Annotated in this window: 24 protein-coding genes; 14 read left to right on the forward strand and 10 right to left on the reverse strand. The window is 69.7% G+C overall.

Features of this window, described 5'->3' with window-relative positions:
* Positions 1–199 precede the first annotated feature (199 nt).
* From HKK74_RS15330 to HKK74_RS15355, 7 genes are all read left to right on the forward strand, one after another.
* The gene (locus tag HKK74_RS15330; protein WP_187243886.1) at positions 200–1036 is read left to right on the forward strand and encodes an undecaprenyl-diphosphate phosphatase; all 837 of its coding nucleotides are present in this window, start codon (positions 200–202) and stop codon (positions 1034–1036) included.
* A 115-nt stretch (positions 1037–1151) separates the two neighbouring features.
* Positions 1152–1403, forward strand: coding sequence for a type II toxin-antitoxin system Phd/YefM family antitoxin (locus HKK74_RS15335; RefSeq protein WP_187243887.1), 252 nt, complete (start codon positions 1152–1154; stop codon positions 1401–1403).
* Positions 1400–1771 carry a type II toxin-antitoxin system VapC family toxin gene (locus tag HKK74_RS15340; protein ID WP_187243888.1) on the forward strand — a complete coding sequence of 124 codons (372 nt, stop codon included), beginning with the start codon at positions 1400–1402 and terminating at the stop codon, positions 1769–1771. The genes HKK74_RS15335 and HKK74_RS15340 overlap by 4 nt, the downstream gene beginning before the upstream one ends.
* Before the next feature lie 251 nt (positions 1772–2022).
* Positions 2023–2364 carry an NAD-dependent epimerase/dehydratase family protein gene (locus HKK74_RS40845; RefSeq protein WP_281397785.1) on the forward strand — a complete coding sequence of 114 codons (342 nt, stop codon included), beginning with the start codon at positions 2023–2025 and terminating at the stop codon, positions 2362–2364.
* Entirely contained in the window at positions 2337–2816 is a 480-nt protein-coding gene (locus HKK74_RS40850) for an NAD-dependent epimerase/dehydratase family protein (RefSeq protein WP_312881500.1), read from the forward strand. Before HKK74_RS40845 ends, HKK74_RS40850 begins: the two co-directional genes overlap by 28 nt.
* 376 nt (positions 2817–3192) lie before the next feature.
* Positions 3193–5112 (forward strand): HNH endonuclease signature motif containing protein, encoded by a 1920-nt coding sequence (locus HKK74_RS15350; RefSeq protein ID WP_187243889.1) that lies wholly within the window; start codon positions 3193–3195, stop codon positions 5110–5112.
* Positions 5113–5274: 162 nt separating this feature from the next.
* Positions 5275–5841 (forward strand): hypothetical protein, encoded by a 567-nt coding sequence (locus HKK74_RS15355; RefSeq protein ID WP_246491599.1) that lies wholly within the window; start codon positions 5275–5277, stop codon positions 5839–5841.
* A gap of 5 nt (positions 5842–5846) precedes the next feature.
* Here the strand turns inward: HKK74_RS15355 and clpB are convergent, their stop codons facing one another.
* The 7 genes from clpB to HKK74_RS15390 form a co-directional block, all read right to left on the reverse strand.
* Positions 5847–8486 (reverse strand): ATP-dependent chaperone ClpB, encoded by a 2640-nt coding sequence (gene clpB, locus HKK74_RS15360; protein WP_187243890.1) that lies wholly within the window; start codon positions 8484–8486, stop codon positions 5847–5849.
* A gap of 111 nt (positions 8487–8597) precedes the next feature.
* The gene (locus HKK74_RS15365; RefSeq protein WP_187243891.1) at positions 8598–9038 is read right to left on the reverse strand and encodes a heat shock protein transcriptional repressor HspR; all 441 of its coding nucleotides are present in this window, start codon (positions 9036–9038) and stop codon (positions 8598–8600) included.
* Between the two features lie 5 nt (positions 9039–9043).
* Positions 9044–10204 carry a molecular chaperone DnaJ gene (gene dnaJ, locus HKK74_RS15370; RefSeq protein ID WP_187243892.1) on the reverse strand — a complete coding sequence of 387 codons (1161 nt, stop codon included), beginning with the start codon at positions 10202–10204 and terminating at the stop codon, positions 9044–9046.
* Positions 10205–10276: 72 nt separating this feature from the next.
* Positions 10277–10996 (reverse strand): nucleotide exchange factor GrpE, encoded by a 720-nt coding sequence (gene grpE, locus HKK74_RS15375; protein ID WP_187243893.1) that lies wholly within the window; start codon positions 10994–10996, stop codon positions 10277–10279.
* A gap of 91 nt (positions 10997–11087) precedes the next feature.
* On the reverse strand, positions 11088–12953 hold the full coding sequence (dnaK, locus tag HKK74_RS15380; RefSeq protein ID WP_187243894.1) for a molecular chaperone DnaK: 1866 nt from the start codon (positions 12951–12953) through the stop codon (positions 11088–11090).
* Positions 12954–13338: 385 nt separating this feature from the next.
* A complete protein-coding gene (locus HKK74_RS15385) occupies positions 13339–13761 on the reverse strand; it encodes a hypothetical protein (protein WP_187243895.1) in 423 nt (140 codons plus the stop codon).
* A gap of 50 nt (positions 13762–13811) precedes the next feature.
* Positions 13812–14201, reverse strand: a complete 390-nt coding sequence (locus HKK74_RS15390) for a hypothetical protein (protein WP_187243896.1) — start codon at positions 14199–14201, stop codon at positions 13812–13814.
* 205 nt (positions 14202–14406) lie between these two features.
* Here HKK74_RS15390 and HKK74_RS15395 point away from each other — a divergent pair, with 205 nt between their 5' ends.
* The 6 genes from HKK74_RS15395 to HKK74_RS15420 all read left to right on the forward strand — a co-directional run bounded on the left by HKK74_RS15395 (position 14407) and on the right by HKK74_RS15420 (position 20275).
* Positions 14407–15687 carry a DUF418 domain-containing protein gene (locus HKK74_RS15395; RefSeq protein WP_187243897.1) on the forward strand — a complete coding sequence of 427 codons (1281 nt, stop codon included), beginning with the start codon at positions 14407–14409 and terminating at the stop codon, positions 15685–15687.
* Positions 15688–15837: 150 nt separating this feature from the next.
* Complete coding sequence (locus HKK74_RS15400) at positions 15838–16410, forward strand: RNA polymerase sigma factor (RefSeq protein WP_187243898.1); 573 nt, start codon at positions 15838–15840, stop codon at positions 16408–16410.
* Complete coding sequence (locus HKK74_RS15405; RefSeq protein ID WP_187243899.1) at positions 16407–17579, forward strand: CU044_5270 family protein; 1173 nt, start codon at positions 16407–16409, stop codon at positions 17577–17579. The genes HKK74_RS15400 and HKK74_RS15405 overlap by 4 nt, the downstream gene beginning before the upstream one ends.
* Positions 17580–17811: 232 nt before the next feature.
* A complete protein-coding gene (locus tag HKK74_RS15410) occupies positions 17812–18249 on the forward strand; it encodes a CU044_5270 family protein (protein ID WP_187244004.1) in 438 nt (145 codons plus the stop codon).
* 237 nt (positions 18250–18486) lie between these two features.
* Positions 18487–19161, forward strand: coding sequence for an RNA polymerase sigma factor (locus HKK74_RS15415; RefSeq protein WP_312881501.1), 675 nt, complete (start codon positions 18487–18489; stop codon positions 19159–19161).
* Positions 19154–20275 (forward strand): CU044_5270 family protein, encoded by a 1122-nt coding sequence (locus tag HKK74_RS15420; RefSeq protein WP_187243900.1) that lies wholly within the window; start codon positions 19154–19156, stop codon positions 20273–20275. Before HKK74_RS15415 ends, HKK74_RS15420 begins: the two co-directional genes overlap by 8 nt.
* A gap of 78 nt (positions 20276–20353) precedes the next feature.
* Here HKK74_RS15420 and HKK74_RS40855 read toward each other — a convergent pair whose 3' ends face one another.
* Positions 20354–21049: a C39 family peptidase gene (locus HKK74_RS40855; protein ID WP_187243901.1), complete on the reverse strand. Its 696-nt coding sequence runs from the start codon at positions 21047–21049 to the stop codon at positions 20354–20356.
* Positions 21050–21291: 242 nt separating this feature from the next.
* Positions 21292–22005 carry a TetR/AcrR family transcriptional regulator gene (locus tag HKK74_RS15430; RefSeq protein WP_187243902.1) on the reverse strand — a complete coding sequence of 238 codons (714 nt, stop codon included), beginning with the start codon at positions 22003–22005 and terminating at the stop codon, positions 21292–21294.
* Positions 22006–22109: 104 nt separating this feature from the next.
* Between HKK74_RS15430 and HKK74_RS15435 the strand changes: the two genes are divergently transcribed.
* A complete protein-coding gene (locus tag HKK74_RS15435) occupies positions 22110–23606 on the forward strand; it encodes an MFS transporter (protein ID WP_187243903.1) in 1497 nt (498 codons plus the stop codon).
* Between the two features lie 153 nt (positions 23607–23759).
* On the opposite strand, the gene HKK74_RS15440 is transcribed toward HKK74_RS15435, so the two are convergent.
* Complete coding sequence (locus HKK74_RS15440; RefSeq protein WP_187243904.1) at positions 23760–25301, reverse strand: penicillin-binding transpeptidase domain-containing protein; 1542 nt, start codon at positions 25299–25301, stop codon at positions 23760–23762.
* Positions 25302–25362: the final 61 nt, after the last annotated feature.

Here is a 25362-nt window from a genome sequence, read left to right on the forward strand (position 1 = left end):
ATAGTGAGTTTTGCCGATCTGGCGACGATCAGTACGGTCTCTGCTGGCGCCGACGAAGTTCCTCGATCCGGGCGTAAGCGTCGCGGGGCTTCATGTCTGCGGCGCGTACCTCTGAGCAGAGCAGCGAGATCAGTCCGGTTGCGGTGGACGACCGTACCCGCGGCATGGCATACACCGATGAACCAGTAAGAGGGTCACCTTGAACATCCTGGAAGCGGTCTTCCTCGGCGTCGTGGAGGGGCTGACCGAGTTTCTCCCGATCTCCAGCACCGGGCACCTGACGATCCTGGAGAGTCTGCTCGGCCACTCCCCCGACGACCCGGATATCACGGCGTTCACCGCGATCATCCAGGTCGGCGCCGTTCTGGCGACCTTGCTCTACTTCCGCGCCGACTTCGCGCGGCTGATCGGCGCAGGGGTGCGAGGCGTGATCCGCCGCGAGCACCGGGGCAATCTCGACTACCGCCAGGCATGGGCGGTGCTCCTCGGCGCGATTCCGATCGGCATCGTCGGCCTGCTGTTCAAGGACCAGATCGAGACGACGCTGCGCAACCTCTGGTTCGTCGGATCGGCGCTGATCCTGTGGAGCGGGGTGATGTACTTCGCCGACAGGACCGCCACCCAGTCCAGGGACGAGAAGGACGTGACCTGGAAGGACACCCTGGTCATCGGGCTGGTCCAGTGCCTGGCGCTGATCCCGGGGGTCTCCCGCTCGGGCGCGACGATGTCCGCCGGTCTGCTGCGCGGCCTCGACCGGGTCACGGTCACCAAGCTGTCGTTCTTCCTGTCGGTCCCCGCGCTGACCGCCGCCGGCGCACTCCAGATCGTCGACGAGTTCGATGCGATATCCAAGGGCGTCGGCTGGCCCGCGACGATCACCGCCACGGTGGTGAGCTTCTTGGTGGCCTACGTCGCGGTGGCGTGGCTGCTCAAGTTCATCGCGAAGCACACCTACACCGTCTTCATCGGCTACCGGGTGATCCTCGGTGTCGTCGTGCTCACGCTGGTCGCCACCGGACTGGTCTCGGCCTCCTGACCACCGCGGTCGTATCGACCCGTGGAAACTGAGGGCGCATGGTCGGACGCACGCGGTCGCAGCGGAAGGTGAGCTGGCGAACTAAACTAGACTTAGTTCACAGGAGGTGCCGGTCATGGAAGCGGCTGAGCAGTACAACATCCACGAGGCCAAGACGCAGCTTTCGCGCATCATCGAGCGGGTCGAACAAGGCGGCGAGGTCGTCATCAGCCGGGCGGGCAAGCCCGTGGCCAAGGTGGTGCCCCTGCGCGCCGAGATTCATCGCACCGGCCGGGGGTCGCTGCGAGGTCAACTCGTCCTGGCCGATGATTGGGATTCTCCCGAGACCAACGCATCCATCGCCACGGATTTCGGGATGGAGCCGTGAGGCTGCTCCTGGACACCCACGTGGTCCTGTGGTGGCTGGCGGACGATCCTGGTCTGACCGAGGACGTCAAAGTGATGATCGATACCGAACTCGACGTCTTCGTCAGCGCCGCGAGCGTATGGGAAATCGCGATCAAGCAGGCGCTGGGAAAGGTCGGGCCGGCGGACCTGCCCGAACGAGTGGCCGGTAGCGAGCTTCGGGAATTGCCGATCACCTCTCGTCACGCCCTCACCGCCGGTCGGCTGCCATCTCTGCATCGCGACCCCTTCGACCGCATGCTCGTCGCGCAGGCACTGTGCGAAGGCCTGACCCTCGTCACCCGGGACAGCGAAATCCAGAAGTACGACGTTTCCCTGCTGCTCGCCTGATTGAGATCGGTGCGCCGAATCCGAGCAGCGGGTCGCGTGAGGCCTTCGGCCGGGCCCTGAACCGGCCGGGCGGCGAGATCGGCGGTCGAGGACCGATGTCGATCAAGGATCAGGGCACCTGGAGGTGCTCCGATCCTTGATCGAATCCGGCCGGGACGACGAGGACGAGATGAGTCGGCGCCTTCCCCGGTTGTCCGCGCTGTTCCTCTGAGGGCCCGGATCTGTCGGCGGGCCATGAGAGAGTGCCCGCCATGTCCCTTGGAACCGTGGTGATGACAGGCGCCGCCGGGCTGGTCGGGTCGGCGTTGCGGGCTCCGTTGCGCGCTGAGGCCGAGCGGCTGGTCCTGGTCGACCGGGTGCCGATGGCCGCCGAGTCGCCCGTCGAAGTCGTCAGGCGGGTCGACCTGTCGAGTGCCGAGGTCGCGGCGGAGGTCGTCGCGGGTGCCGACGCGGTCGTCCACCTCGCCGGCGTCGCCGACGAGGCACCGCTCCCCGACCTGCTCGAAGGCAACGTGCTCGGTGCTCATCACGTGCTGGAGGGGCCCGGCGCACCGGCGTCGGCCGCGTGGTGCTGGCCAGCAGCAACCGGCTGACCGGCTGCTACCCGGCCGCCGAGATCGTGGCGCCCGAGATGCCGCCGCGACCCGACGGCCTGTACGGCGTCAGCAAGGTCGCGGTCGAGGCACTGGCGCGGCTCTACGCGGACAAGTTCGGCCTGAGCGTGGTGTGCCTGCGCATCGGCAGCCTCGAGGACGAGCCCGGCGAGGTCCGTCACCTGGCGACCTGGCTGAGCCCGCGCGACTGCGCCGGTTTCGTCCTGGCCTCGCTCACCGCTCCCGACATCGGCTTCGCCGCGTTCTACGCCGTGTCGGCCAACTCCCGCCGGTTCTGGAAACTGCCCGACGAGATCGGCTACATGCCCCGCGACGACGCGGAGCGCTACGCCGACCGGTTTCCCGATGCCGACGCGTTCTTCGCCGGGCGGGGGCCACAGGGCGGCGACTACGCCGCCGCCGACTACACCCTGCGCCACATCACGTCCTGAGGCGCGACCGGCCTCATGTGCGGGTCGTCCGGCGCGCGTTAGCGTCACGCCATGACCGTAGAGGCGTCAAGGGCACCGACGAGTTCGTACATGCCCTCCGCGGCCTCGCGACAGTCGTCATTCATTAGCCAGTGGCGTGTCACGCAACGTCGGTCGGGTAATTGATCTCGGCAATTTGCCGGATAGGTGATGTGTTTGTTCGGTGGCGGGTCCATGGCGTTCAGAGGTTTTGGAATAGGCATTGAATCTCGAACACCTGTGCGATAAGTTTATTGCATAAGCCTCGCGGCGAGCCGCGTCCCTCCCAGTCTTGGAGACCCTTGTGTCTGGTCCATGTGCTGCGTCTTCGCCGTCGTGTGCGGTGGAGGCGTTGGCGATGGTCGAGGCGGCGTGGGATTTCCTGAACAGTGATGATCTGCCGACTTTGCCGGTATTGACGCAGGCGGAGTTATTACATGCGTGGTCGCGGTTGCAGGCCAAGGAAAGTGCCGCGTACGCGAGCTTGATCGGCGCGTTCCATTCCGCCAATGGCCCCGCTGCGGATGGGCAGCGTTCGGTGGGGGCGTGGCTGGCGAGGTTCACTCGCTGTACCCCGGCCGCGGGCAAGCGGTTGGTGGGGTGGTCGTTGCGGCAGCTGCGTCACGCGCACGTCCACCAGTCTCTCGCCGATGGGCAGGTGACGGAGTCCGTCGGTCAGTTGATCACCGACCTGGTGAAGGAATTCGAACCGGCCGACCGCGACACGATCGAGGAGATCTTGACCGAGGCCGCCAGCTCGGGCGCCGAACTCGATGATCTGGTTGAGATCCACAACGCCGCTCTCCGCCGGCTCCGTCCGAATGGCCTGGAGGATGAGGAGGCCCGGCGGGATGCCGAACGTAACCTGACGCTGTCGAAGACCTTGGGTGGGGTGGGCCGACTCAATGGGGATCTGACCGCCGAGGGAACGGCGTTGACCGAGACGGTGATCGAGGCGCTCGCGGTCAAGCAAGGCCCGGAAGACACCCGCACCAAGACCCAGCGTCGCCACGATGCCCTGGTCGAGGCCATGCGCCGCTTGGCCGCCTCCAATCTGCTCCCGGAACGGGGTGGGTCCAAGCCCCAAGTGAAGGTCGGCATGGACCTGGCCACTCTGCGGAACCTGCCCGGTTCCCGCCAGGCCGAGCAGGAATGGGTTGAGCGCACCGCCGCCAACCTGGCCCGCCGCCGCTTTCACGGCGACACCACCAACGACCTGCTTATAGACGACGACCCGGCACCCGGGCCGCCGTCCGGGCCGCCGACCGAGTCTCTGCCCAAGACGGCGTCCGGAGACGATACGCGGACCGGCGACGAAGCCGACCCCTACGCCAACGAACTCGACGGTGGACCGATCGAAGCTTCTGACGCCGACGTTCCGGTGCGTCCGGGAGGGCGGGTCCAGCGTTCGGTGCAGCCTGAGTTGCCGGGGCTGGGTGCTGGCGCGGTGCTGGAAGGCATCGGAGCCATCAGCGACACCCTGGCCGCCGCAATCGCCTGCGACTCGACCCTCACTCCAACCGTGATTGCCAACATCGATTACGACGCCCTCAACGCCATGACAGACGAATGGCTGAACCACCACCTAACGCAGTCCACGACGGGTGCCACGTGCAGCGCCTGCGCCGGTCACACCGCTGAGCAGAACACCCGTTCGCACGAGCCTGACCCTCCCGATAAGGGACACGCGCATGACTGCCAGCCTGTGAGCGGTCCAGTTCGCGACAGCGACTGCGGCTCTACTTGCGGCCCTGGCCCTGGCCCCGACCGTGGCTGCGGGTGCGATGGCAGTAGCTTTGAGCATGCACGGCGACCCCTGGATGCGGACAGCTATGCCTGTTTGCAGGCCGGGATGCTTCGCTGGGCCGTCGCCGTTCTTTCCGGGCCGGGCGGGCTCGCCTCCTACCTCCGCACCCGACTCCTCGACCGCCCGCTCGCCGGCCCGAGCATTGTGCTCGACGCCGGAAAAGACGACAAGACCGTCCCCGCCGCACTGGAAAGGCTCGTACGGCGCAGGGACCAAGGGTGCCGCTTCCCCGGGTGCCACCACACGGCACCACTGTCACAGGTCCACCACATCATCCCCAGGTCGAAGGATGGGCCGACCGAGCTGTGGAACCTGCTGACCCTGTGCAGCTTTCACCACCTCATCGCCGTGCACAGCTGGGGCTGGGACATACAGCTCAACCCCGACGGCACCACCACCGCCACAGCACCCGACGGACGCGTACTGCACGAACACCACCCACCCGGAACACCACCCCTGTGGGCCGCCTGAGACAACGAGGCGCCGCCCGACCCTCACGATCGACCGGCTGTCGAGGAGGGGCGACAGCGTCGTGGCGGCCGGGCCGACTCCCAGCCGAGCCGGCGTGGTCACCGGGCGCGGCGGTGGAAAACCGGTCGCGCTTCCCAGGCCGCTCGCCCTAGCGTCTGCCCGATGGTGAGCCCATCACGGCCGGGGGAGTTCGCCGAACCCGAGCCCCTCCCGCCGCCCGCGAACCGGCGCCGATACCGCTATGTCGGCCCGGCCGATCTGCTCGACCTGCCGGGGGCGGCGGACCTGATCACCGTCATCGGCTCGCGGGCCGACCTCGACCGGGGGCTCCGGGCCCTCGGCCGCGTCCAGGACCTCGACGAGCCGTTCACCTTCGTCGTCGGCCTCGATGGGCTGTTGCGGCTGGCGCCGAGGCGCAGCGAGCACGTCGCGTGCGCCGGCGGCCGGGACGTGCTGGCCGCGGGTGAGATCCGGTTCGCCGGTACGGCCGGTGAGGGGACGGTGGCCGAGGTCAGCAACCAGTCGACGGGCTACTGTCCCGACCCGGACTCCTGGCCGGCGGTGGCGACCGCACTCGAAAGGGCCGGCCTGCACCACCCGGGCGACTTCACCGACAAGCTGCTGTTCCGTCGTTGCCCGGGCTGTGACGAACGGAATGTGGTCAAGGACGGCTACTTCTACTGCGCGCTCTGCGGTGTCGAGCTCCCGGCGCACTGGAATTTCGCCTGAGGTCGCTACTCCTTGTCGAAGGACACCGTCTCGGGTTGGGCCGCCTTCACCGTGAGCGTGTCGGCGGCCTCGTCGACGTCGACCACCACCTCGTCGCCGTTGCGCACCTTTCCCGCGAGCAGTTCGCGGGCCAGTTGGTCGCCGATCCGCGTCTCGATGAGGCGGCGCAGCTCCCGCGCTCCGTACAGCGGGTTGTAGCCGGACAGCGCCAGCCACTCGCGGGCGGCGGGGGTGACGGTCAGCGTGAGCCGCCGGTCCGCGAGCCGCTTGGCCAGCCGTGCCGCTTGCAGGTCGACGATCTGGCTCAGCTCCTCGGTCTCGAGCGGGTCGAAGATGATGGTGGCGTCGAGCCGGTTGATGAACTCCGGCTTGAAGCTCGCCCGCACCGCCTGCATGACCGCCTCGCGCTTGGCGTCGCCCTCCATGTTGGGGTCGATCAGGAACTGCGACCCCAGGTTCGAGGTCATGATCAGGATGGTGTTCCGGAAGTCGACCGTACGGCCCTGGCCGTCGGTCAGCCGGCCGTCGTCGAGCACCTGCAGCAGGATGTCGAAGACCTCGGCATGGGCCTTCTCCACCTCGTCGAGGAGCACGACGCCGTACGGGCGGCGGCGGACCGCCTCGGTGAGCTGGCCGCCCTCCTCATAGCCGATGTAGCCGGGGGGAGCACCGACCAGCCGGGCCACGTTGTGCTTCTCCCCGTACTCGCTCATGTCGATGCGGGTGATGGCACGCTCGTCATCGAACAGGAAGTCGGCGAGGGCCTTGGCCAGCTCGGTCTTGCCGACCCCGGTCGGGCCGAGGAACAGGAACGAGCCGGTCGGCCGGTCCGGGTCGGAGACGCCCGCGCGAGCCCTCCGCACCGCGTCCGACACGGCCTGCACGGCGGCCGCCTGACCGATCAGCCGGCGGCCGAGCTCCTCCTCCATGCGCAGTAGCTTCGCGGTCTCGCCCTCCAGCAGCCGGCCGGCCGGGATCCCGGTCCACGAGGCGACCACCTCGGCGACGTCGTCGGCGCCGACCTCCTGCTTGACCATCGCGTCGGCCTTCAGCTCGTCGGCCTTCTGCGCGGCCTCCTCGATCTCGCCCTTCAGCTGCTCGATGTCCTCGTAGCGGAGCTTGGACGCCTGCACCCGGTACTGCTCTTCGCCGGTGCGCTCGAACTCCCGGATCGCCTGCTTCTCCCGCACCTCCAGGTCGTCGAGCTGCTTCTTCAGCTCACCGACCCGGTTGAGGCCGGCCTTCTCCTGGTCCCAGCGGGCGGCCAGGGCGTTGAGCCGCTCCTGCTTGTCGGCGAGCTCGGTCTTCAGCCGCTCCAGCCGCTGTTTGGAGGCGTCGTCGGACTCCTTGGTGAGCGCGAGCTCCTCCATCTTCAGCCGGTCGACCGTACGCTGCAGCTCGTCGATCTCCACCGGCCGGGAGTCGATCTCCATGCGCAGCCGGGACGCCGCCTCGTCGACCAGGTCGATGGCCTTGTCCGGCAGGAAGCGCGCGGTGATGTAGCGGTCGGACAGCGTCGCGGCGGCGACCAGGGCGGCGTCGGAGATCTGCACCTGGTGGTGCGCCTCGTACCGGCCCTTCAGCCCACGCAGGATCGCGATCGTGTCCTCGGCCGACGGCTCGCCGACGAAGACCTGCTGGAAGCGCCGCTCGAGGGCGGCGTCCTTCTCGATCCGCTCGCGGTACTCGTCCAGCGTGGTGGCGCCGATCATGCGGAGCTCGCCGCGGGCCAGCATGGGCTTGAGCATGTTGCCCGCGTCGAGCGAGGAGTCGCCCGCCGAGCCCGCGCCGACGACGGTGTGCAGCTCGTCGATGAACGTGACGATCCGCCCGTCGCTCTCCTTGATCTCGCCCAGTACGGCCTTGAGCCGTTCCTCGAACTCGCCGCGGAACTTGGCACCGGCCACCATGGCGGCGAGGTCGAGGGCCACCAGGCGCTTGTCGCGGAGCGACTCCGGCACGTCTCCGGCGATGATCCGCTGGGCCAGCCCTTCGACCACCGCCGTCTTGCCCACGCCGGGCTCGCCGATGAGCACGGGGTTGTTCTTCGTCCGGCGGCTGAGGACCTGGATCACCCGGCGGATCTCGGTGTCGCGGCCGATGACCGGGTCGAGCTTGCCGGCGCGGGCGCGCTCGGTGAGGTCGAGTCCGTACTTCTCCAGCGCCTGGTAGGTCGCCTCGGGGTTCTCGGTGGTCACCTTGGCGTGGCCGCGTACCTTCTCGAACGCGTCCAGCAGGGCCTTTGGCGTGGCTCCGGCGGCCTGCAGCAGCGAGCCGGCCGCGTCGCGGTCGTTGTCGGCCAGCGCGACCAGCAGGTGTTCGGTGGAGACGTACTCGTCCTCGAGTTGCTTGGCGCGGTTCGCGGCGGTGTTGATGGCGACCAGCCACGGGCGGGAGTACTGCGGCGCGCCCACCGTCGACCCGGCGGCCTTGGGCAGGCCGGCGAGCCGTTCCTCGGCCTGGGTGCGCAGCGTCCGCCAGTCGGCGCCGACCGCCTCGAGCAGGGGCCCGGCGATGCCGTCGCTCTGACCCAGCAGCGCCACCAGCAGATGGACCGGCTCGACGTGCGGGTTGCCCTCGGTGGCCGCCCTGCGGACGGCGGCCGACACCGCCTCTTGGCTTCTCTGCGTCAGCTTGTAGTCCACGCGTATCTCCTCCGGTCCCCACCCGCCGAACCCCCGGCATCTCCCGCGTGACCGGGCCGGCTGCTCAGCGCACGGCGTGCGCGGCCTCGGTCCCGGCCTCCGAGCGTGGGATCAAGTGTTGTCGTTATGTTGCCGCCACAGCACGACGCTGGTCGTCTGGCGGATCGGTACGAGGTCCTGCCTGCCCGGGTCGGGCTCGTGCCGCAGCTTGGCCAGCCGCGCCGCCACCGCGCGGGTCGACTCCAGCTCGTTGCCGAGGTGGCCGAGCAGCCCACGGAGCCGTACGACCTCGTCGCTCAGCCGCGCGGCCTCACGCTGAAGCTCGAGGATGTGCTTGATCCCGGCGAGGTTGATGCCCTCCTCCTGGGACAGCCGCTGGATCTCGCGCAGCATCTCGATGTCGCGCATCGAGTAGCGCCGGCCGCGGCCCGCCGTACGACCTGGTGAGACGAGCCCCATGCGGTCGTAGGTCCGCAGCGTCTGTGGATGCAGGCCGGACAACTGCGCCGCGACCGAGATGACGTAGACGGGAGCGTCGTCTGCGAAGGTCATGCCGTTCACCCCTCCCGGGCCAACTGGAGCAGCTCACTGCGGAGGTCGTCACCACTGCCCGAGGCGCGGAGCCGTTCGAGCGTCTCGCGTGTGGTGTCGTCGAGCTTCTGCGGCACCTGCACGTCGACCGTGACGAGCAGGTCGCCCTTGGTGCCGTCGCGGCGGGTCGCGCCGCGCCCGCGCACCCGGAACGTACGGCCGTTGGGCGTGCCGGACGGGATCCGCAGGGTCACCGGCTGGCCGCGGTGGGTCGGCGCCTTGATCTCGGCGCCCAGCGCGGCCTCAGGGAACGTGATCGGAACCGTGATGGTGAGGTTGTCGCCGCTGCGCCCGAACACCTTGTGCGGGCCCACCTTGACGATGACGTACAGGTCGCCCGCGGGCCCGCCGGCCTCGCCGGGAGCACCCTTGCCCTTGAGCCGGATCTTCTGGGAGTCCGAGACGCCGGCCGGGATGCGGGCCTGGATCGTACGGGTGCCGGTGGCCCGGCCGCTGCCGTGGCAGATCGGGCACGGATCGTCCACCACCAGCCCGCGGCCGCGGCACTCGCGGCACGGTTCGGCGAACGAGAAGTTGCCCATGTTGCGGTTCTCCTGCCCGGTGCCCTCGCACGACGGGCAGACGCGCGGCACGGTGCCGGCCTTGGCGCCGGTGCCCCGGCAGCCTGCGCACGCGGCCTCACTGGACAGCCGGAGCGGGACCGTGATGCCGTCGAGGGCCTCGCCGAACGACAGCGTCACCTCAGACTCGATGTCGGCACCGCGCCTGGCCCGCCGGCCGGTCTGCCGGGTGCCGGCACCCCGGTTGAACAGCCCGCCGAACAGGTCGCCGATCCGTTCACCGGTGCCCGTGCCCTGGCCGGGCTGGTTGCCGAACAGGTCGCCCAGGTCGAAGCCGAAGCCGCCGCCCGGCTGCGACCGGAAGCCGCCGACGCCGAACTTGCGCGCCTCGTCGTACTCCTTGCGGCGCTTGTCGTCCGACAGGACGTCGTAGGCCTCGGAGATCTCCTTGAACCGGTCCTCGGACTCGCTGTCACCCTTGTTCGCGTCGGGGTGGTACTTCCGTGCCAGCTTGCGGTAGGACTTTTTGATCTCGTCCTGGGTGGCTGTCTTGGAGACGCCGAGGACCTTGTAGTAGTCCTTCTCCAGGAAGTCCTTGGTGCTCACGGCGCCTCTCTTCTCGATTGCCGGTTCTTCGTCGTCCGGGCGATCCCGTGGGCCGGGACCGCCCGGACGGTGTCACTTCTCGGTGCCCGTCGCGTCGCCGCCCGTGCTTTCGCGTGCGCCCGTGTCGTCGCCCGCGCCCGCGGCCGGAGCCGTGGCCGACACCGCGTCGGCACCCGGTGCGGCGTCCTCGCTGGGCTCGGCCACCGCGACCCGGGCGGCCCGCATGACGCGGTCACCGATCCGATAGCCGGGCTGCAGGACGTCGACACAGGTGGGCTCGGTCACATCGGCAGAGTACGAGTGCATGAGCGCCTCGTGAACGGTGGGGTCGAACGGCTCGCCCTTCTCCCCGAACCGCACCAGGCCGAGCTTCCCGACCGCGGTCTCGAGGGTCTCGGCGACGGACTTGAACCCGCCGGTGAGCTCCTCGTGGTCACGGGCACGACCGATGTCGTCGAGCACCGGCAGCAGTCCGGTGAGCACGTTCGCGAGCGCCTGCTCGCGTACGGCCACCCGGTCGCGCTCGACCCGCTTGCGGTAGTTGGAGTACTCCGCCTGCAGGCGCTGCAGATCGGTGGTGCGCTCCTCCAACTGGGCCTTCAGCTTGGCCACCTCGGCTCCCTCGGTGTCGGCTCCCTCGGTGGAATCGGCGACCCGGCCGGGGGCGGGGGCGGACGTCGAACCACCGGATGCCGCCGCCGCGTCCCGCACCTTGCCGGTCTTGGGGTCGATCCGTCGTTTGTCACGGATGACCGGGCCGGTGTTCTCTTGATCCGGCTGGCGCTCCGTCACAGTCCCTCCTCACCCAGAGACTCGGGGAGGCGGGCCGCGGCATGCCGTCGCGGACGGCTCACCCCGGTCCTCACCTCGCTCGTCGGTTCGGTCACGCGGCACCGCCCTTGACGTCCTTGTCGTCGTCGACGATCTCGGCGTCGACCACCTCGTCGTCCTGCTGGGTGGCGTCCTGCGTCGCCGCGTCCGGCCCGGCGTCGCCCTGGGCCCCGGCCTCACCCTGGCTTTGGGCGTACATCGCCGCGCCCATCTTCTGGCTCACCGTGGCGAGCTTCTCGGCGCTGGTGCGGATCGCGTCGGTGTCGGTGCCCTCGAGGTTCTTCTTGACCTCGGCGGCGGCCTCCTCGACCTCCTTCTTGAGGTCCTCGGGGATCTTGTCGCCGTTCTCGCGGAGGAACTTCTCGGTGGAGTAGGACAGAGTGTCGGCCTGGTTGCGGACCTCGGCCTCCTCCTTGCGCTTGCGGTCCTCGTCGGCGTACTCCTCCGCCTCGCGCATCATCCGGTCGATGTCGTCCTTCGGCAGCGCGGAGCCGCTGGTGACGACGACCTTCTCCTCCTTGCCGGTGCCCAGGTCCTTCGCCGACACGTTGACGATGCCGTTGGCGTCGATGTCGAAGGCGACCTCGATCTGCGGCACGCCGCGCGGCGCCGGGGGCAGCCCGGCGAGCGTGAACTTGCCGAGCTTCTTGTTGTACGCCGCGATCTCACGCTCGCCCTGGTAGACCTGGATCTCCACGGACGGCTGGTTGTCGTCGGCGGTCGTGAAGGTCTCGGACCGCTTGGTCGGGATCGTGGTGTTCCGCTCGATGAGCTTGGTGAAGATGCCGCCCTTGGTCTCGATGCCGAGGGACAGCGGGGTGACGTCGAGCAGCAGGACGTCCTTGACCTCGCCCTTGAGCACACCGGCCTGCAGGGACGCGCCGACCGCGACGACCTCGTCGGGGTTGACGCCCTTGTTGGCCTCCTTGCCGCTAAGCAGCTCCTTGACCAGCTCCGACACCGCGGGCATCCGGGTCGAGCCGCCGACCAGGACCACCTGGTCGATGTCGCGGACGCTGACCCCGCCGTCCTTGATGACCTGCTGGAAGGGGTTCCTGCAGCGCTCGAGCAGATCGGCGGTCAGCTTCTGGAACTCGGCCCGGTTGAGCTTCTCGTCCAGGTGCAGCGGCCCCTCGGCCGAGGCCGTGATGTAGGGCAGGTTGATGCTGGTCTCCGCGGAGGACGACAGCTCGATCTTCGCCTTCTCGGCGGCCTCGCGCAGCCGCTGCAGCGCCATCTTGTCCTTGGACAGGTCGACGCCGTTGGCGTTCTTGAACTTGGTGACCAGCCATTCGACGACCTTCTGGTCCCAGTCGTCGCCGCCGAGGTGGTTGTCGCCGCTCGTGGCCTTGACCTCCACGACGCCGTCGCCGACCTCGAGCAGGGAGACGTCGAACGTGCCGCCGCCGAGGTCGAAGACGAGGATGGTCGCCTCGTTCTCCTTCTCCAGGTGGTAGGCGAGCGCCGCCGACGTGGGCTCGTTGATGATGCGCAGGACGTTGAGGCCCGCGATCTGGCCGGCCTCCTTGGTGGCCTGCCGCTGGTGGTCGGAGAAGTACGCCGGGACCGTGATCACGGCGTCGGTGATGGTCTCACCGAGGTAGGACTCGGCATCCCGCTTCAGCTTCTGCAGCACGAACGCGCTGATCTGCTGGGGCGTGAAGTCCTTGCCGTCGATGCTGGTCTTCCAGTCGGTGCCCATCTCACGCTTGACCGAGCGGATCGTGCGATCCACGTTCGTCACGGCCTGGCGCTTGGCCACCTCGCCGACGAGGACCTCACCGTTCTTGGCGAAGGCGACGACGGACGGCGTGGTCCGCGACCCCTCCGCGTTCGCGATGACGGTGGGCTCGCCGCCCTCCAGAATCGCGACGACCGAGTTGGTCGTCCCGAGGTCGATACCGACCGCTCGTGCCATTAGCTCGTCCTCCGTCGATGTATTGCCCGGCCGCGAGAAGGCGGCCGCTGTGCCTTGTCAGTCCTGTCAGTCCTGATGCCTCCGGCGCGACTGCCCGCGGGGGCCGGTGGCGGCCTCATCCTCGGGGAGATCTCCTCGCCCTCGGTTCCGGCGCCGCCCGTCCGCCGGCGGATTCAGTCGTGCAGTCGAATGATTGCCTCGACGCTCGACTGTTGTCAAATGACTTGAGTCGCCCTGACGCAACTTTGCTGACGCCCGCTAGAACGTGCGGGATCCCCGCCGTGTTCCCGGATCCAGAAGGCGTTGTCCGTTCGGGGCCAGGCCACAGACCGCTTCGCCGGCGGCTACGTCGAGAAGGTCGGCTGAGCCGAGATCACTCAACTGCTCAGACGACGGAACGCCGGCTCCGAGACCGCCTGGCGAGCGAACCGGCCAACCCCGCGAGCCCGAGCACGGCGAGAACGAACGTCCCCATGGAGTTGGCGATAGTCGAACCCCACTCGGGCGGGCCTCCCCGCGCCTGGACGAAAGGGCCGACGTTCAGCACGCGGACCCGTTGTCCCGCCTCGATCGAGTCCTCGTCCCCGCCACGCAGTTCGATCTCCCGGTCATCGATCCGGCCCTCACCGTCCGCCGTGAAGGTGCCGTACCAGGAGCAGCTCTTGGAGCAGCGCCGATTCTCGGCGACGAATGTGCCCGGTCGTCCCTCGCCGGCGGCGGCACGGCGGGTGGCGGTGCCCTGCGTGATCGCGCCCGTCAGGCAGTACCCCGACCCGGCGAGCAGCACGACGGTCAGGATCCAGCTCATCGCCGATGAGACCCGAGGTCGGTGAGTCCGTATGGGCTCAGGCCCGGACATCACCGGCCGACCCACTTGTCCAACCCGTTGCGGACGGAATAGTCCCAGCCGGCTAGACCGCCCGCGCCCGCGATCATGAAGAAGCCGGCGACCAGGCGTGCCTCCAACGTCGAGCCCACCCAATTACGCGGGCCGTCGAGAGCGGAGGCGTACGACGGGTCGACCATGACCATCAGGCCTCCGAGCAGGACCGTCGCGGGCAGGATCCACGCCATGGCCGCACAGAGCCGAATCGCCCACCCGTTGAAGGCGATGCCGAACAGCAGGATGGGTACGCCGAAACCGATCCACAGCACGATGGAGCGCCAGTCACCGTCGAGGTCGCCGAACACCGCCCTGCCGAGGAGGAAAGCGCCGAGCACCATCAGGGCCCACCCGATGACGCGCATGCAGCCATCAGGCTGCTCAACCCCCTCCGCAGCCGTTCGGCCCTCCTGCCGCCGTTTCCGTCGCCTCGCTCGCCTCTCCTGCCTGCTCACAAACCGTACTATCTCGTGCCTTCGGTCCTTTGGTCCTTCGGGCTTCGACTTCGGTCGACGGAGCGTGGCCGGGTGGCCGATGCCCCGCCGGTCCACGTGTTCCTAGCGTCGAGCCATGCGACGACTCACTGAGCGGGCCGTGGTGGCGCGCGGCCCCGTACGGGCGGGAGAACGGTCACCGGCCCCCGACCTGGCGCGCGGCATCATGTTGCTGCTGATTGTGCTGTCCAACACCGTCTTCTACCTGTACGCGGCGCGGCAGGGGGCGTCGGGATGGCACCCGTACGAGGGATCGGCGCTCGACCGCGCCGTCCAGTTCCTGATGATCACCATGCTGGATCTGCGCGTCTATCCGCTGTTCTCGTTCCTGTTCGGCTACGGGATGATGCAGCTGTTCCTGCGCCAGACGGCGGCCGGGGCGGAGGGGCGAGCGGCGGTGCGGCTGCTGCGCAAACGCAGCCTGTGGCTGATCGTCTTCGGCCTCCTGCACGCCACGCTGCTGATGGCCGGGGACATCATCGGCTCGTACGGCGTCGTCAGCCTCATCCTCGGCTGGCTGTTCCTGCGGCGCGGCGACCGCACCCTGCTGGTGTGGAGCGGGGCCGCGGCCGTACTCACGACGCTGTTCGCGGCCGGGGCGATCTGGGCCTTGGTCACGGGTGATCTCGGAGCGCTCGGCAGCTCGACCACGGAGCCGACGACCGAGGTCTACGCCTCCGGGGAGGAGAACGTCTTCGCCGCCGCCCGCACCCGGCTGGAGACCGGGCTGTTCGTGACGTTCGTCGCCGGGCTCTTCTCGGTCGCGGCGCCACAGTTCCTGCTGGGGTTCTGGGCCGCCCGGCGGCGCATCCTGGAGGAGCCGCACGATCACCTCCGGCTGCTGCGCTGGACGGCGGTCATCGGGATCACGATCGGCTGGCTGGGCGGCCTGCCCGCAGCGCTCGCCCACATCGGCGTGCTGGACGTGCCGCCCGCGGCGGTCTCCGAGGAGGGCGTGCTGTCGCAGATCCGGGGGCTCACCGGGATCCCTTGCGGGCTCGGCTACGTGGCGTGCTTCGCGCTGATCGCGCACGCGATGTCGCGGCGGGTACGGGAGAGCCGGCCGGTGGTCGCGGTCGCCGCCGTCGGCAAGCGCTCCCTGTCGTCCTACCTGGCCCACTCGCTGGTCTTCTCGCCGCTGCTGGCCGCCTGGGGGCTCGGTCTGGGAGCGAAGCTGAGCAGCAGCACCATGGCGCTCTTCGCCGTGGGCGTCTGGCTGGTCGTCGCCGCCGGTGCGTACGCGCTGGAACGCGCCGGTTGCCGCGGGCCCGCCGAGGTGCTGCTGCGCCGCCTCGTCTACGGAGCCGCGCGATCCCGCTCGGCGAGCACTCCCGCGCCCGGGGCAGGAACGAGCTGATACTCCACGACTCCTTACCGGCCCGCATACGCCTACAGAAAACATGCCCGTTCACCACGGCCTGCGGGAGTTTCGTGCGGCGGCCGGTAAGAAGTCGTGGGCAGGCGTCACTTCAGTGGTGATGGCGCACTTCACCCAAGGAGGCGACGCATGGCCGAGCCCGATCCACGGGAACGGTTCACTGTCCTGTACGACACCTACCATCCGCGGGTCCACGCCTACGCGGTGAGCCGAGCGGGCCGGCAACTCGCCGAGGAGGTGACCAGCGAGACGTTCTGCGTGGCCTGGCGGCGGTTCGGCGACCTGCCCGACCCGCCGTTGCCCTGGCTCCTCGGCGTCGCCCGCAACGTGCTTCGCGAATCGTTCCGCGCACAGGTCCGGCAGGACTCACTCACCGCCGAGCTCCGGGCGTGGACGTCCGCGGCGGAGGCCGCCCACGGCGACGTCGGTGACGCCGTCGTCGAACGCGCGACGGTGCTGCAGGCGCTGGCCGGGCTCTCCGAGGACGACCGCGAACTGCTCACCCTCGTCGCCTGGCACGGCCTGTCCCCCCGGGAAGCCGCCAAGGTCGTCGGCTGCTCGACCGCGACCTACTTCGTACGTCTGCATCGCGCCCGAAAGCGGTTGGAACGCGCGCTGTCCGGTGCCGCCCCGGCCGCCCGCGTTCACCATTCGGCCGCACACGTCTCTGCTCTGACCAGCGGAAGAGGTTCCACGCGATGATCAACAAGAGCGACGTCATGGATCGTCTTGCCGCCGCCCGTCCGGCGAGCCTGGACCCGGTGCCCGGCGCGGGGAGCCGCGCCCACGACCTCGCGGCCGCCATGGAGCAGCCGCCAACCGTCACTCCGCACATCCGGCGGCGCGCCGCGGTGCGCACCGCTCGTTTCACCGGCCTCGGCCTCGGCCTGGCCGCGGGCGTCGCCGCAGTGGCGTTGGCCGTCACCTCGGCCGGCTCGGGCGCGGACTCCCCGCGGTCCACGGACGCCCCGATGGCCGCCTATCCGGGGACACCTCCTCCGGGAACCACCGGCGAACTCCCGGTGAACGCCCGCAAGATGCTGCTCGCCGCCGCCACGAAGGCCGAAAACGAACCCATGGGCACCGGCCGGTATTGGCACACCAAGAGCCGGATCTTCGACCTCAGGACCGTCGGCGACAAGCAGGGCGAAACCTATCTGGTGAGCAATCCGGCCCGCTACGAGCGGTGGCTGGCCCGCGATGCCCGTGATAGCGGCTGGACCCTGGAGCAGGCGCTCGGCGCCAAGCCGGCGACCCCGGCCGACGAGGCGGCGTGGAAGCGTGCGGGTTCGCCGTCCACGTTCACCGAGGCGACGTCCGACGAGGTCAATCCGCAGTTCTCCGCCACCCCGGGCAAGCCGACCGTCGACTCGGTGACCCAGGCCACGGTCGACTACGGCCACCCCTTGACGACGCAGGAGGCGCAGTCTCTTCCCTCCGATCCGGGCAGGCTCAAGGCAGCTTTGCGTCAGTACATCGTCCGGGCGGGCGGAGTCGACATGGTCAGCGATTCCGACATCTTCTATTGCGGTGTCAACCTGATCCTCGACTATCCGCTGGCGCCGAAGGTCCGTGCGGCCACGTATCGCATGCTCGCCGGTCTGCGCGATGTCAAGACGGTCGGCCGCGTCCAGGACCAGACGGGCCGCCAGGGCATCGCGGTCGCGATGCTCAACGGAGTCGACTCGGAGAATGTGGAGAGCGACCTCCGATTGATCGTCGACTCCTTGACCGGGCGCCCGCTCGCCAGCGAGTTGGTGGTGGTGAAGTCGGGGTCCGGTGCGGCGCGCCGCTTCAAGCCTGGGATGGTTATGTCGTCCTCGGTCCTGCTGGGGGTGGGCTGGACGAACACACCGCCGTCCAAGCCGTAACGCGTGGCGTTCGGGGACGAGGTTGGCAGCAGCGGCGGCGTCGTCACTGAGCGGCGGCTGGTCGTGGATCCTTCCACCAGTGCCCCCTGAGTCCTGTGGCATCAGCTCCTGTCCGCGTACAAGCGCAAGATCACGCCAGAAACTGCCGTGATCTTGCGCTTGTAGCGTTGGGGAACCCCTTCGCACCGCACCCGGTGAGGGAAGGCTCGTCAAGGTTCAGCGCGGTGGCTTCCTGGTCGCCGGCCGCGAACTCACCTTCGCGCAGCTCCAGCGGCTGCCGGCCGACCCGGTCGCACTGAGGACATGGATCCAGGCGAGGGTCGAAACCGGGGACGGCTCGTTGTCCAGCCGGCACGCGGCCGTGACCGATGCGCTCGCGAACCTCCTGATGTACGCGCCGGTCCCGCCCCAGGTGCGCGCGGCCGCCTACCGGGCGCTCGCGGGGATGCCCGGAATCAAGAGCACAGGCAAGATCCAGGACAGGCGTGGCCGCGAGGGAATCGGTATCACGTTGCCTGTTGCGGTGGGTGGCGAAAACCGCGGTGATCCGCACTTCATCTTCGACCCGAAGACGGCCCTGATGCTGGCCCGGCCTCGCCTCGGCGCCGGGGCCCTGGTGCTGGAGGCAGGCTGGACGAACGTCGCGCCCCGGATCCCGGCGCGGCCCTGACCTGGCTGCATCGGCCCGGACCTTCTGGCCCGGATCCGGTGGCCCGACTGCTCTGGCATCCCGCGAACGACGCCATCCCGCGAACAACTGCATGATCACGGCGGGTGGGACCTCCCGCCCGTGATCATGCAGTTGTTCGCGTTTGCGCGGCGTCCGTGAAAGTGGATCGGCGGTTCGGGTGATACACAGGCGACCGCCATCCGCCACGGAAAGGCAACCGATGAACGGGAGCCCCTCGTGACCGTCACGCGCCGGGTCAGCGACCCCGCGCGAACGGACGACCGCCGGGCCGACGATCCCGCGCTGACGGACGATCGCCGGGCCGGTGATCCCGCGCGAACGTACGAATCCACTGTGATCGAACTGTCCCGGGAACATCCGGAGCGGTTCGGTGAGATCTTCGACGCGCATTTCGCGGAGATCTATAGGTACGTGGTGAGCCGCCTCGGGCCGGGACCGGCCGAGGACGTCGTCGCCGACACCTTCCTGACCGCGTTCCACAAGCGGGCCCGCTACGACGCCGGCCGGGCCAGCGTGCGCACCTGGCTGTACGGCATCGCCACGAAACTGGTCGGCAAGCACCGCCGCACCGAGATACGGGCTCTGCGCGCGATCGGCCGCCGCGGCCCCGATCCGGATGACGGAGGGCACGAGGACAGGGTCATCACGCAGGTCAGCGCACAGGGCCTGCGCCCGGAGATCGCCGCCGCGGTCGCCGCGCTGAGCCGGGGAGAGCGCGACGTCCTGCTGCTCGTCGCGCTCGCCGGGTTCAGCCACGACGAGATCTCCGCGGCGCTCGGGATCCCGTACGGAACCGTCGGCTCCCGGTTGAACCGGGCCAGAAGGAAGCTGCGCGATGCGCTGGGCGGCACCAATCCAATGCTCGATCGGGAGGACCCAAGTCGTGGATGAGATCAGGATGGTGCGCGAGCTGTACGCAGAGACCCCGCCGAACCCGCACCTTGAAACGAAGATCCGTGGCCGGCTCGCCCAGCAGAGCGGCAACCGGCGTGGCAGGATCCGCGGGTCCCTTTGGCCGGCGTTGCTGATCGGCGGTGCGGCCACCGTCGCCGCGGCCACTGCCGCGGTGGTCGCCCTGGGCGGGCTCCCTGTTCTCGGCGGCGACGACGGTGGTACCGGCCCGGCCGGCCGGCCCGCGGTGGCTCCCGAGACCATCGACGCGCGCGGCTTCCTGCTGACCAGCGCCGAGAAGGCCGAGCGCGCCCCGGCCACCTCCGGACGCTACTGGTACACGCGTGTGCGCACGACCGAACCTGCGGGCCCGGTCGCAGGCAAGGAAGGCCGGAAGCCGAGGCGCGCTGTGGCCAAGTCGCCGTTCGCGGCCAACGTCTCACACAGCCAGGAGAGCTGGACCGCCAGGGAGCGGAACGACCGTACCCGTACGATCGTCGGCATCGACCGCAAGTACGACTTCTCCGTTCCGGCCGACGAGGCCAAGTGGAAGGCGATGGGGTCGCCGCAGCTGGGGTGGGTCCCGGCCGAGCCCAAGGTCAACAACTACGACATGCCGATACGGTTCACGATCGGTCAGAAACAGCTCACCATGCGCGCGCTGGCCGAGTTGCCGACCGACGCCGACGAGCTCGGGACCGAGATGCGCCGGCGGTACAACGCCGACGTCAACGACCCGAAGTATCCGCTCCAGGGCGGCTACCTGCAGTACGTGTGGTCGACCGCCCAGGACCTGCTGGCCGGACCGATCACGCCGGGCACGAAGGCCGCGCTCTACCGCCTACTCGCCCAGCAGAAGGGGATCGAACTGGTCGGCAAGGTCACCGACTCGCTGGGCCGTCCGGGTGTCTCGCTCGCCATGGACGTGGGCATGGAGAAGCCGAGAATCAGGGGCGGGCGCCCGTTCGAAGCCCGCTTGATCATCGACCCCAAGAGCGCAGAGTTGCTGGCCTATGAGGCCCATGCCGTGGACGATCGCGGGCGGCGGGAGGTCCAGCTGTCGATGGCCTATCAGTCCATGGGCTGGGTGAACAGCCTCGGCGCTCGGCCCTGACGATCGCGGTCCGCCCCGTACTCGCTGCTCGGCGCGGGTACGGGGCGGCTGCCGTGCGGGGCCGCGCGAGCGGTGCGATCAGGCGCGGGTGATGTAGTGGAGGCTGCCGTCGTACTGGAGCGTGTTCGCGAGAGCCTTGGCGGACAGGGTGTGGGTCCCCCCGGTCGGCTTCCACGGGTCGAAGACGGTGATGGTGCGCTTCGTCTTGTCGTACCCGTAGACGACCATGATGTGGCCGATCCTGGTGCCGCTGATCTTGCCTCTGTTCCAGGGCAGCTTCTCCACCCACACGTCGATGTTCGGTGCCCGGCGCAGGACCCCGACGTCATAGGCGACGTGCTTCATCAGGGCGTTGGGGCGACCGGTGAGGCCGGAGACGATGGTGTACTTGTAGCCGAGCGGCTTGACGTAGGAATTGAGCACGGGGATCGCGTCGCGGTCCCAGGTGCCGCTCGTCGTGGTGTTCATCGCCCTGGCCAGCTTGCCCTGCTTCACCGTCACCCCGAAGGTCGACAGGCTCATCGAGGCGGAGGCGGGCATGCAGTAGTAGTCGGTCCGCTGGTACTTCCCTTTGAGCTTGAGCGTGTACGACGACGGTGGGACGGGTGCCGTCGCCCCGCGCGTGGCCGGTGCGGACGCGGGCCGTACGGGTGCCGTGGAGGGGGCAGGGGTGACGCCGGCGGTCGCGGACCGTGGCGTGGCCGCCTGCACGGTGCCGGCGGCCCCGGCCGCCAGGGCGAGGGCCACGGCGGCGCGCGAGGTCCATCTCTTCACTTGGGGTCCTCCGGGGGGGCGTGTCGCGGCCGCCACCGAGAGGAGCCGCATGGGGAGATTTCGCCTATAAAACCCCTAAATAGTGCTGAATGTCCAGATCGGCGGGTCAAGTTGCGCCCGGCAGGAGTCCTGGACGCGATGGGTACGGCTCGTCCGGCGGAACGCCCGCGCACGCTTCGTGGGGTGCGCAGGCGCGGTCGGCGGCGGGTTCAGACGCGCGAGATGAAGCGCATGCCGCCGCCCTAGGCTCGGGGCAGCCGGCTCGCCAGGCCGTCGAGCACCGCGTCGAGGCCGAAGGTGAAGCGCTCCTCCAGAACGTCGCGCTCGTTCTGAGCCCAGATCTCCTGGACGTGCGCCGCCAGGCGGGGGTGGTCGCCGCCGATCCGCTCCAGATAGGGGCCCATCGAGGCCATCCAGTCGACCGCGCCGACGCCCGGCTGGTGACGGTGCCAGCTCGTCTCGCCGGTGGCCGTCCCGATGACGTGGTCGATGACCGCCGAGTGGGCGTACTCCAGTTCGAAGCCGGTGAAGCCGGCGTGCTGGAAAACGCCGAGGACCTCGTCGAGCTGCCGTGCGGCGTTGGGTCCGAGCATGGGCCGGCTGCCGAACAGCGGCAGCGTCCACGGATGCCGCAGGATCATCGCGCGAAGCTCGCGGGCGAAGCCGGTCGCGGCAACCCGCCAGTCGGACGGCGCCGGGTCGGGAACCGTCACCTCTGCCATGACGTGGTCGAGGGCCAGCTCGAGCAGTTCGTCCTTGGTGGCGATGTGCCAGTACAGGGACGTGGCGCCGGAGCCCAGCCGGGTACCGAGCCGCCGCATGCTCAGGCGCTCGAGCCCGTCGGCGTCGAGGAGTTCGACGGCCGCCGTGACGATCTGGCCCTGGCTGAGGGTGGGCTGCTCCTTGCGCGCTCTGGGCGGCCGGGTCCACACCGACGTGGGCTGCCTCGCCGTCATCGGCACCTCCTTCTCGCACACAGTACCGGAACTTGAATGCTGTACGAGGATGCTCGTACAGTGTGCGAGTCAACTCGTACACCGTTCGAGAACAGGAGTCCTCCATGGATCCGGATACGGGTCATCCGCGGCGCTGGGCGATCCTCGCGGTGCTGTGCCTCAGCCTGTTCGTGGTCGTCCTCGACAACACGATCCTCAACGTCGCGGTGCCGTCACTGCTCGGTGACCTCGACGCGACCACCTCGGACGTGCAGTGGATCATCGATTCCTACTCGCTGGTGTTCGCCGGACTGCTCCTGACCGCCGGCAGCTTGGGCGACCGGTTCGGGCGCCGCCGTGGGTTGCTCGTCGGCTTCGCCCTCTTCGGCCTCGGGTCGCTGCTGGCGGCGTTCGCCGAGACCTCCGGCCAGCTCATCGCCATGCGTGCCCTGATGGGCGTCGGCGGCGCGTTCTTGATGCCGGGCACCATGTCGATCCTGGTCAACGTCTTCGCCGAGGGCGAGCGCGCCAAGGCGTTCGCCGTCTGGGGCGCCACCTCGGTGCTCGGCGTCGCCTGCGGCCCGGCGGTCGGCGGCCTGCTGCTGGAGCACTTCTGGTGGGGATCGGTGTTCCTGGTCAACGTCCCGGTCGCCGTCGTCGCCGTCATCGGCATCGTCGCCCTCGTACCGGAGTCGCACGGGCCGCGTCGGCGCCCGGACGTGCCCGGTGCCCTGCTGTCGACGGCGGGCATGTCGGCGCTGGTCTGGGCGATCATCTCCGCGCCCGAACACGGCTGGGGCGACGCCGTCACCCTCGGCGGGCTCGCGGTCGCGCTGCTTGCGCTGACCGGTTTCGCCGTCCGGCAGCACATGGCGGCCGAGCCGATGCTGGACCTGCGGCTGTTGCGGGAGCGCGACTTCAGTGGAGCGGCCATCATGATCACGCTCATGGCCTTCGCGCTCGCGGGCACGTTGTTCGCGCTCACGCAGTATCTGCAGATGGTCCTCGGCTACGGCCCGCTCAAGGCCGGGGCCGCGCTGCTCCCGGTGGCCCTGTCCGCCGCCGTGTGCAACGGGATCGGCGCCTCGCTCGACTCCCGGCTCGGCGGCCGGGCGACGCTCGCCGCCGGATTCGTCGTGATCACTGCCGGCTTCGCGGGCATCGCCCTCGTCGGCCCGGGGGACGGCTACGGGACGCTCGTCATCGGGCTGGTCGTGCTCGGCGCGGGAGCGGGTGTCGGCACGCCGGCGGCGTACAACACCCTCATGGCGGCCGTGCCAACTCGGGAGGCGGGCGTCGGTTCCGCCGTCAGCGATGCGACCCAGGAGGTCGGCAACGCGCTGGGCGTCGCCGTCCTCGGCAGCGTCATGGCCGCCGCCTACGCCGGCGCGCTGCCGGCCGGGACCCCCGCCCCGGCCCGCCGGTCTCTCGGTGCGGCCCTCTCCACCGGAGATCCCGGGCTCGCCGACGCCGCGCGTGACGCCTTCGTCCACGCCATGTCGGCCGCCGCACTGGCCGGTGCGGCGAGCACGCTCGCGGCCGCCGTCCTCGCCGTCGTGGTCGTCCGCCCCCGCCCGGCCGCCCGCGTGCGGTCAGAGGCGAAAGAGCCCGCCTCCCGCTGACCGTACGTTCAGACATGAACACCGAGCGCCGATCGCCAGGGGGAGCAGCCCTGGGTGGACACCCTCCGGGTGGCGGTGCGCCCTTTCCGCACGACGAGGGCGAGTTCGCGGGATGGTGAGGGCGAAGCCGGTGCCGTACAGCCGTCGATTCGCTCACCGGTGGGCGCGCAGGAAGCGGGCGGCGAGCGGCGCGGCGACCGTGGGGCCGGAATCGCCGCCCGCGACGAACACGGCGAACGCCAGATCGCCCCGGTAGCCGATGAACCACGCGTGCGAGGCGCCGCCCCCGATCTCGGCGGAGCCGGTCTTTCCCGCCGTACCGCCGGGCAGCCCCGCCCGCGCGGCCGTGCCCTCGGTGACCACCGCTCGCATCATCGTGCGGAGTGCGGCCGCCCCCGGCACCGGATGGGCCTTCTGGACCGGATCGCCCACTTCGCGGATCAGGGCCGCGTCGACCATGCGCGGTGACCGCCAGGTGCCGTCCGCGACCGCCGCCGCGACGACCGCCATCATGAGCGGACTGGCCTCGACCCGGCCCTGGCCGAAGGCGGCCTCGGCGAGTTCCGCGTCGCCGCCCGGCTGCGGAAAGCCGCCCCTGGCGGCTCCCACACCGGGGGTGATCGGCCCGTTGAACCCGAAACTGTGTGCGGCGGCCGTCATCTTGGCCGCGTGCAGCCGCTCGACGGCCAGCCTCGCGAACGTGGTGTTGCAGGACTGGGCGAATGCGCCGCGCAACGCGGTCCGGCCGAGGGAGCTCCCGTCGTGGTTGCGCACCGTGCGCTGTGCCGTGACGACGGTCGCCGGACAGTCGACGCCGCTGCTCGGAGACATCCCGTCGGACAGCAGGCCGGCGGCGGTGACGACCTTGAACGTGGAGCCGGGCGGGTACCGGCCCAGGAAGGCGTTCCGGCCGCCGAGACGGTCGGCCACGGCGAGGATCTCCCCGGTGGAGGGCCGGATGGCCACGACGGCGGCGGGCGTCGACGCCGCGCCGACCGCGTGCTCGGCCGCCTTCTGCCATCGTGCGTCCACGGTGGTACGGATCTTCTTGCCCGCGCGGCCGCCGAAAACCTTCACCCGCTGTGCCGGCTCGCCGGGGTACTGCAACTCCACCGCCCAGCCGGGATCGTCATCTTCGTCCCCGCCGAACCGCTCGGCGAGTTCGGCGACGTACGGCTCGAGCGTGCCGCCTTCCACCAACGGCTTGCCGGCACGATCGACGAACGCCGTCGCCGGTGCCTTCGCCTCGGTCAGCCGCCACGTCGCGGCGCCACGCAGACCGGGGTACAGCGCGTCCGGCGTCCACAGGACCTTCCACCGGCGGTCGACCACCCCGAGCCGCAGCGTCGACCGGTAGCTCCAAACACCTCGTCCGGACAGGTTCCTCCGCACCTCGTAGCCGAGGTGCGCGCGGTCCTTCCCGTCGGCCACCACCGGTCCGGGCGTGAGGCTGATCGAGGTCACCGACAGGCCTCGGGACAGTGCCCGATGCTGCCCGGCGAAGTCGAGCGGAGGGTCGGCGGCGAGCTTGGCCATCCGGTCGAGCGAACCCAGCCGCCACGCGCGGAAGTAGTCACGGGAGACCTCCTCGGGGCTGCCCTTCACGCCGCGCGACTGCGCGTACCAGAGACCGCCCGCGGCGAGGAGCGCGACGGCCAGCAACCCGGCCAGGATCATCAGTCCACGCGATCGCATGCGCGCTCCTCGGGGTGGGTGCATCGCACCATCGGGTTCCAGACACTGATCGCCGCAGTCG

Origin of the sequence: Actinomadura alba (genome assembly GCF_014323705.1) — a bacterium.
Classification (GTDB): Bacteria; Actinomycetota; Actinomycetes; order Streptosporangiales; family Streptosporangiaceae; genus Actinomadura_C; species Actinomadura_C alba.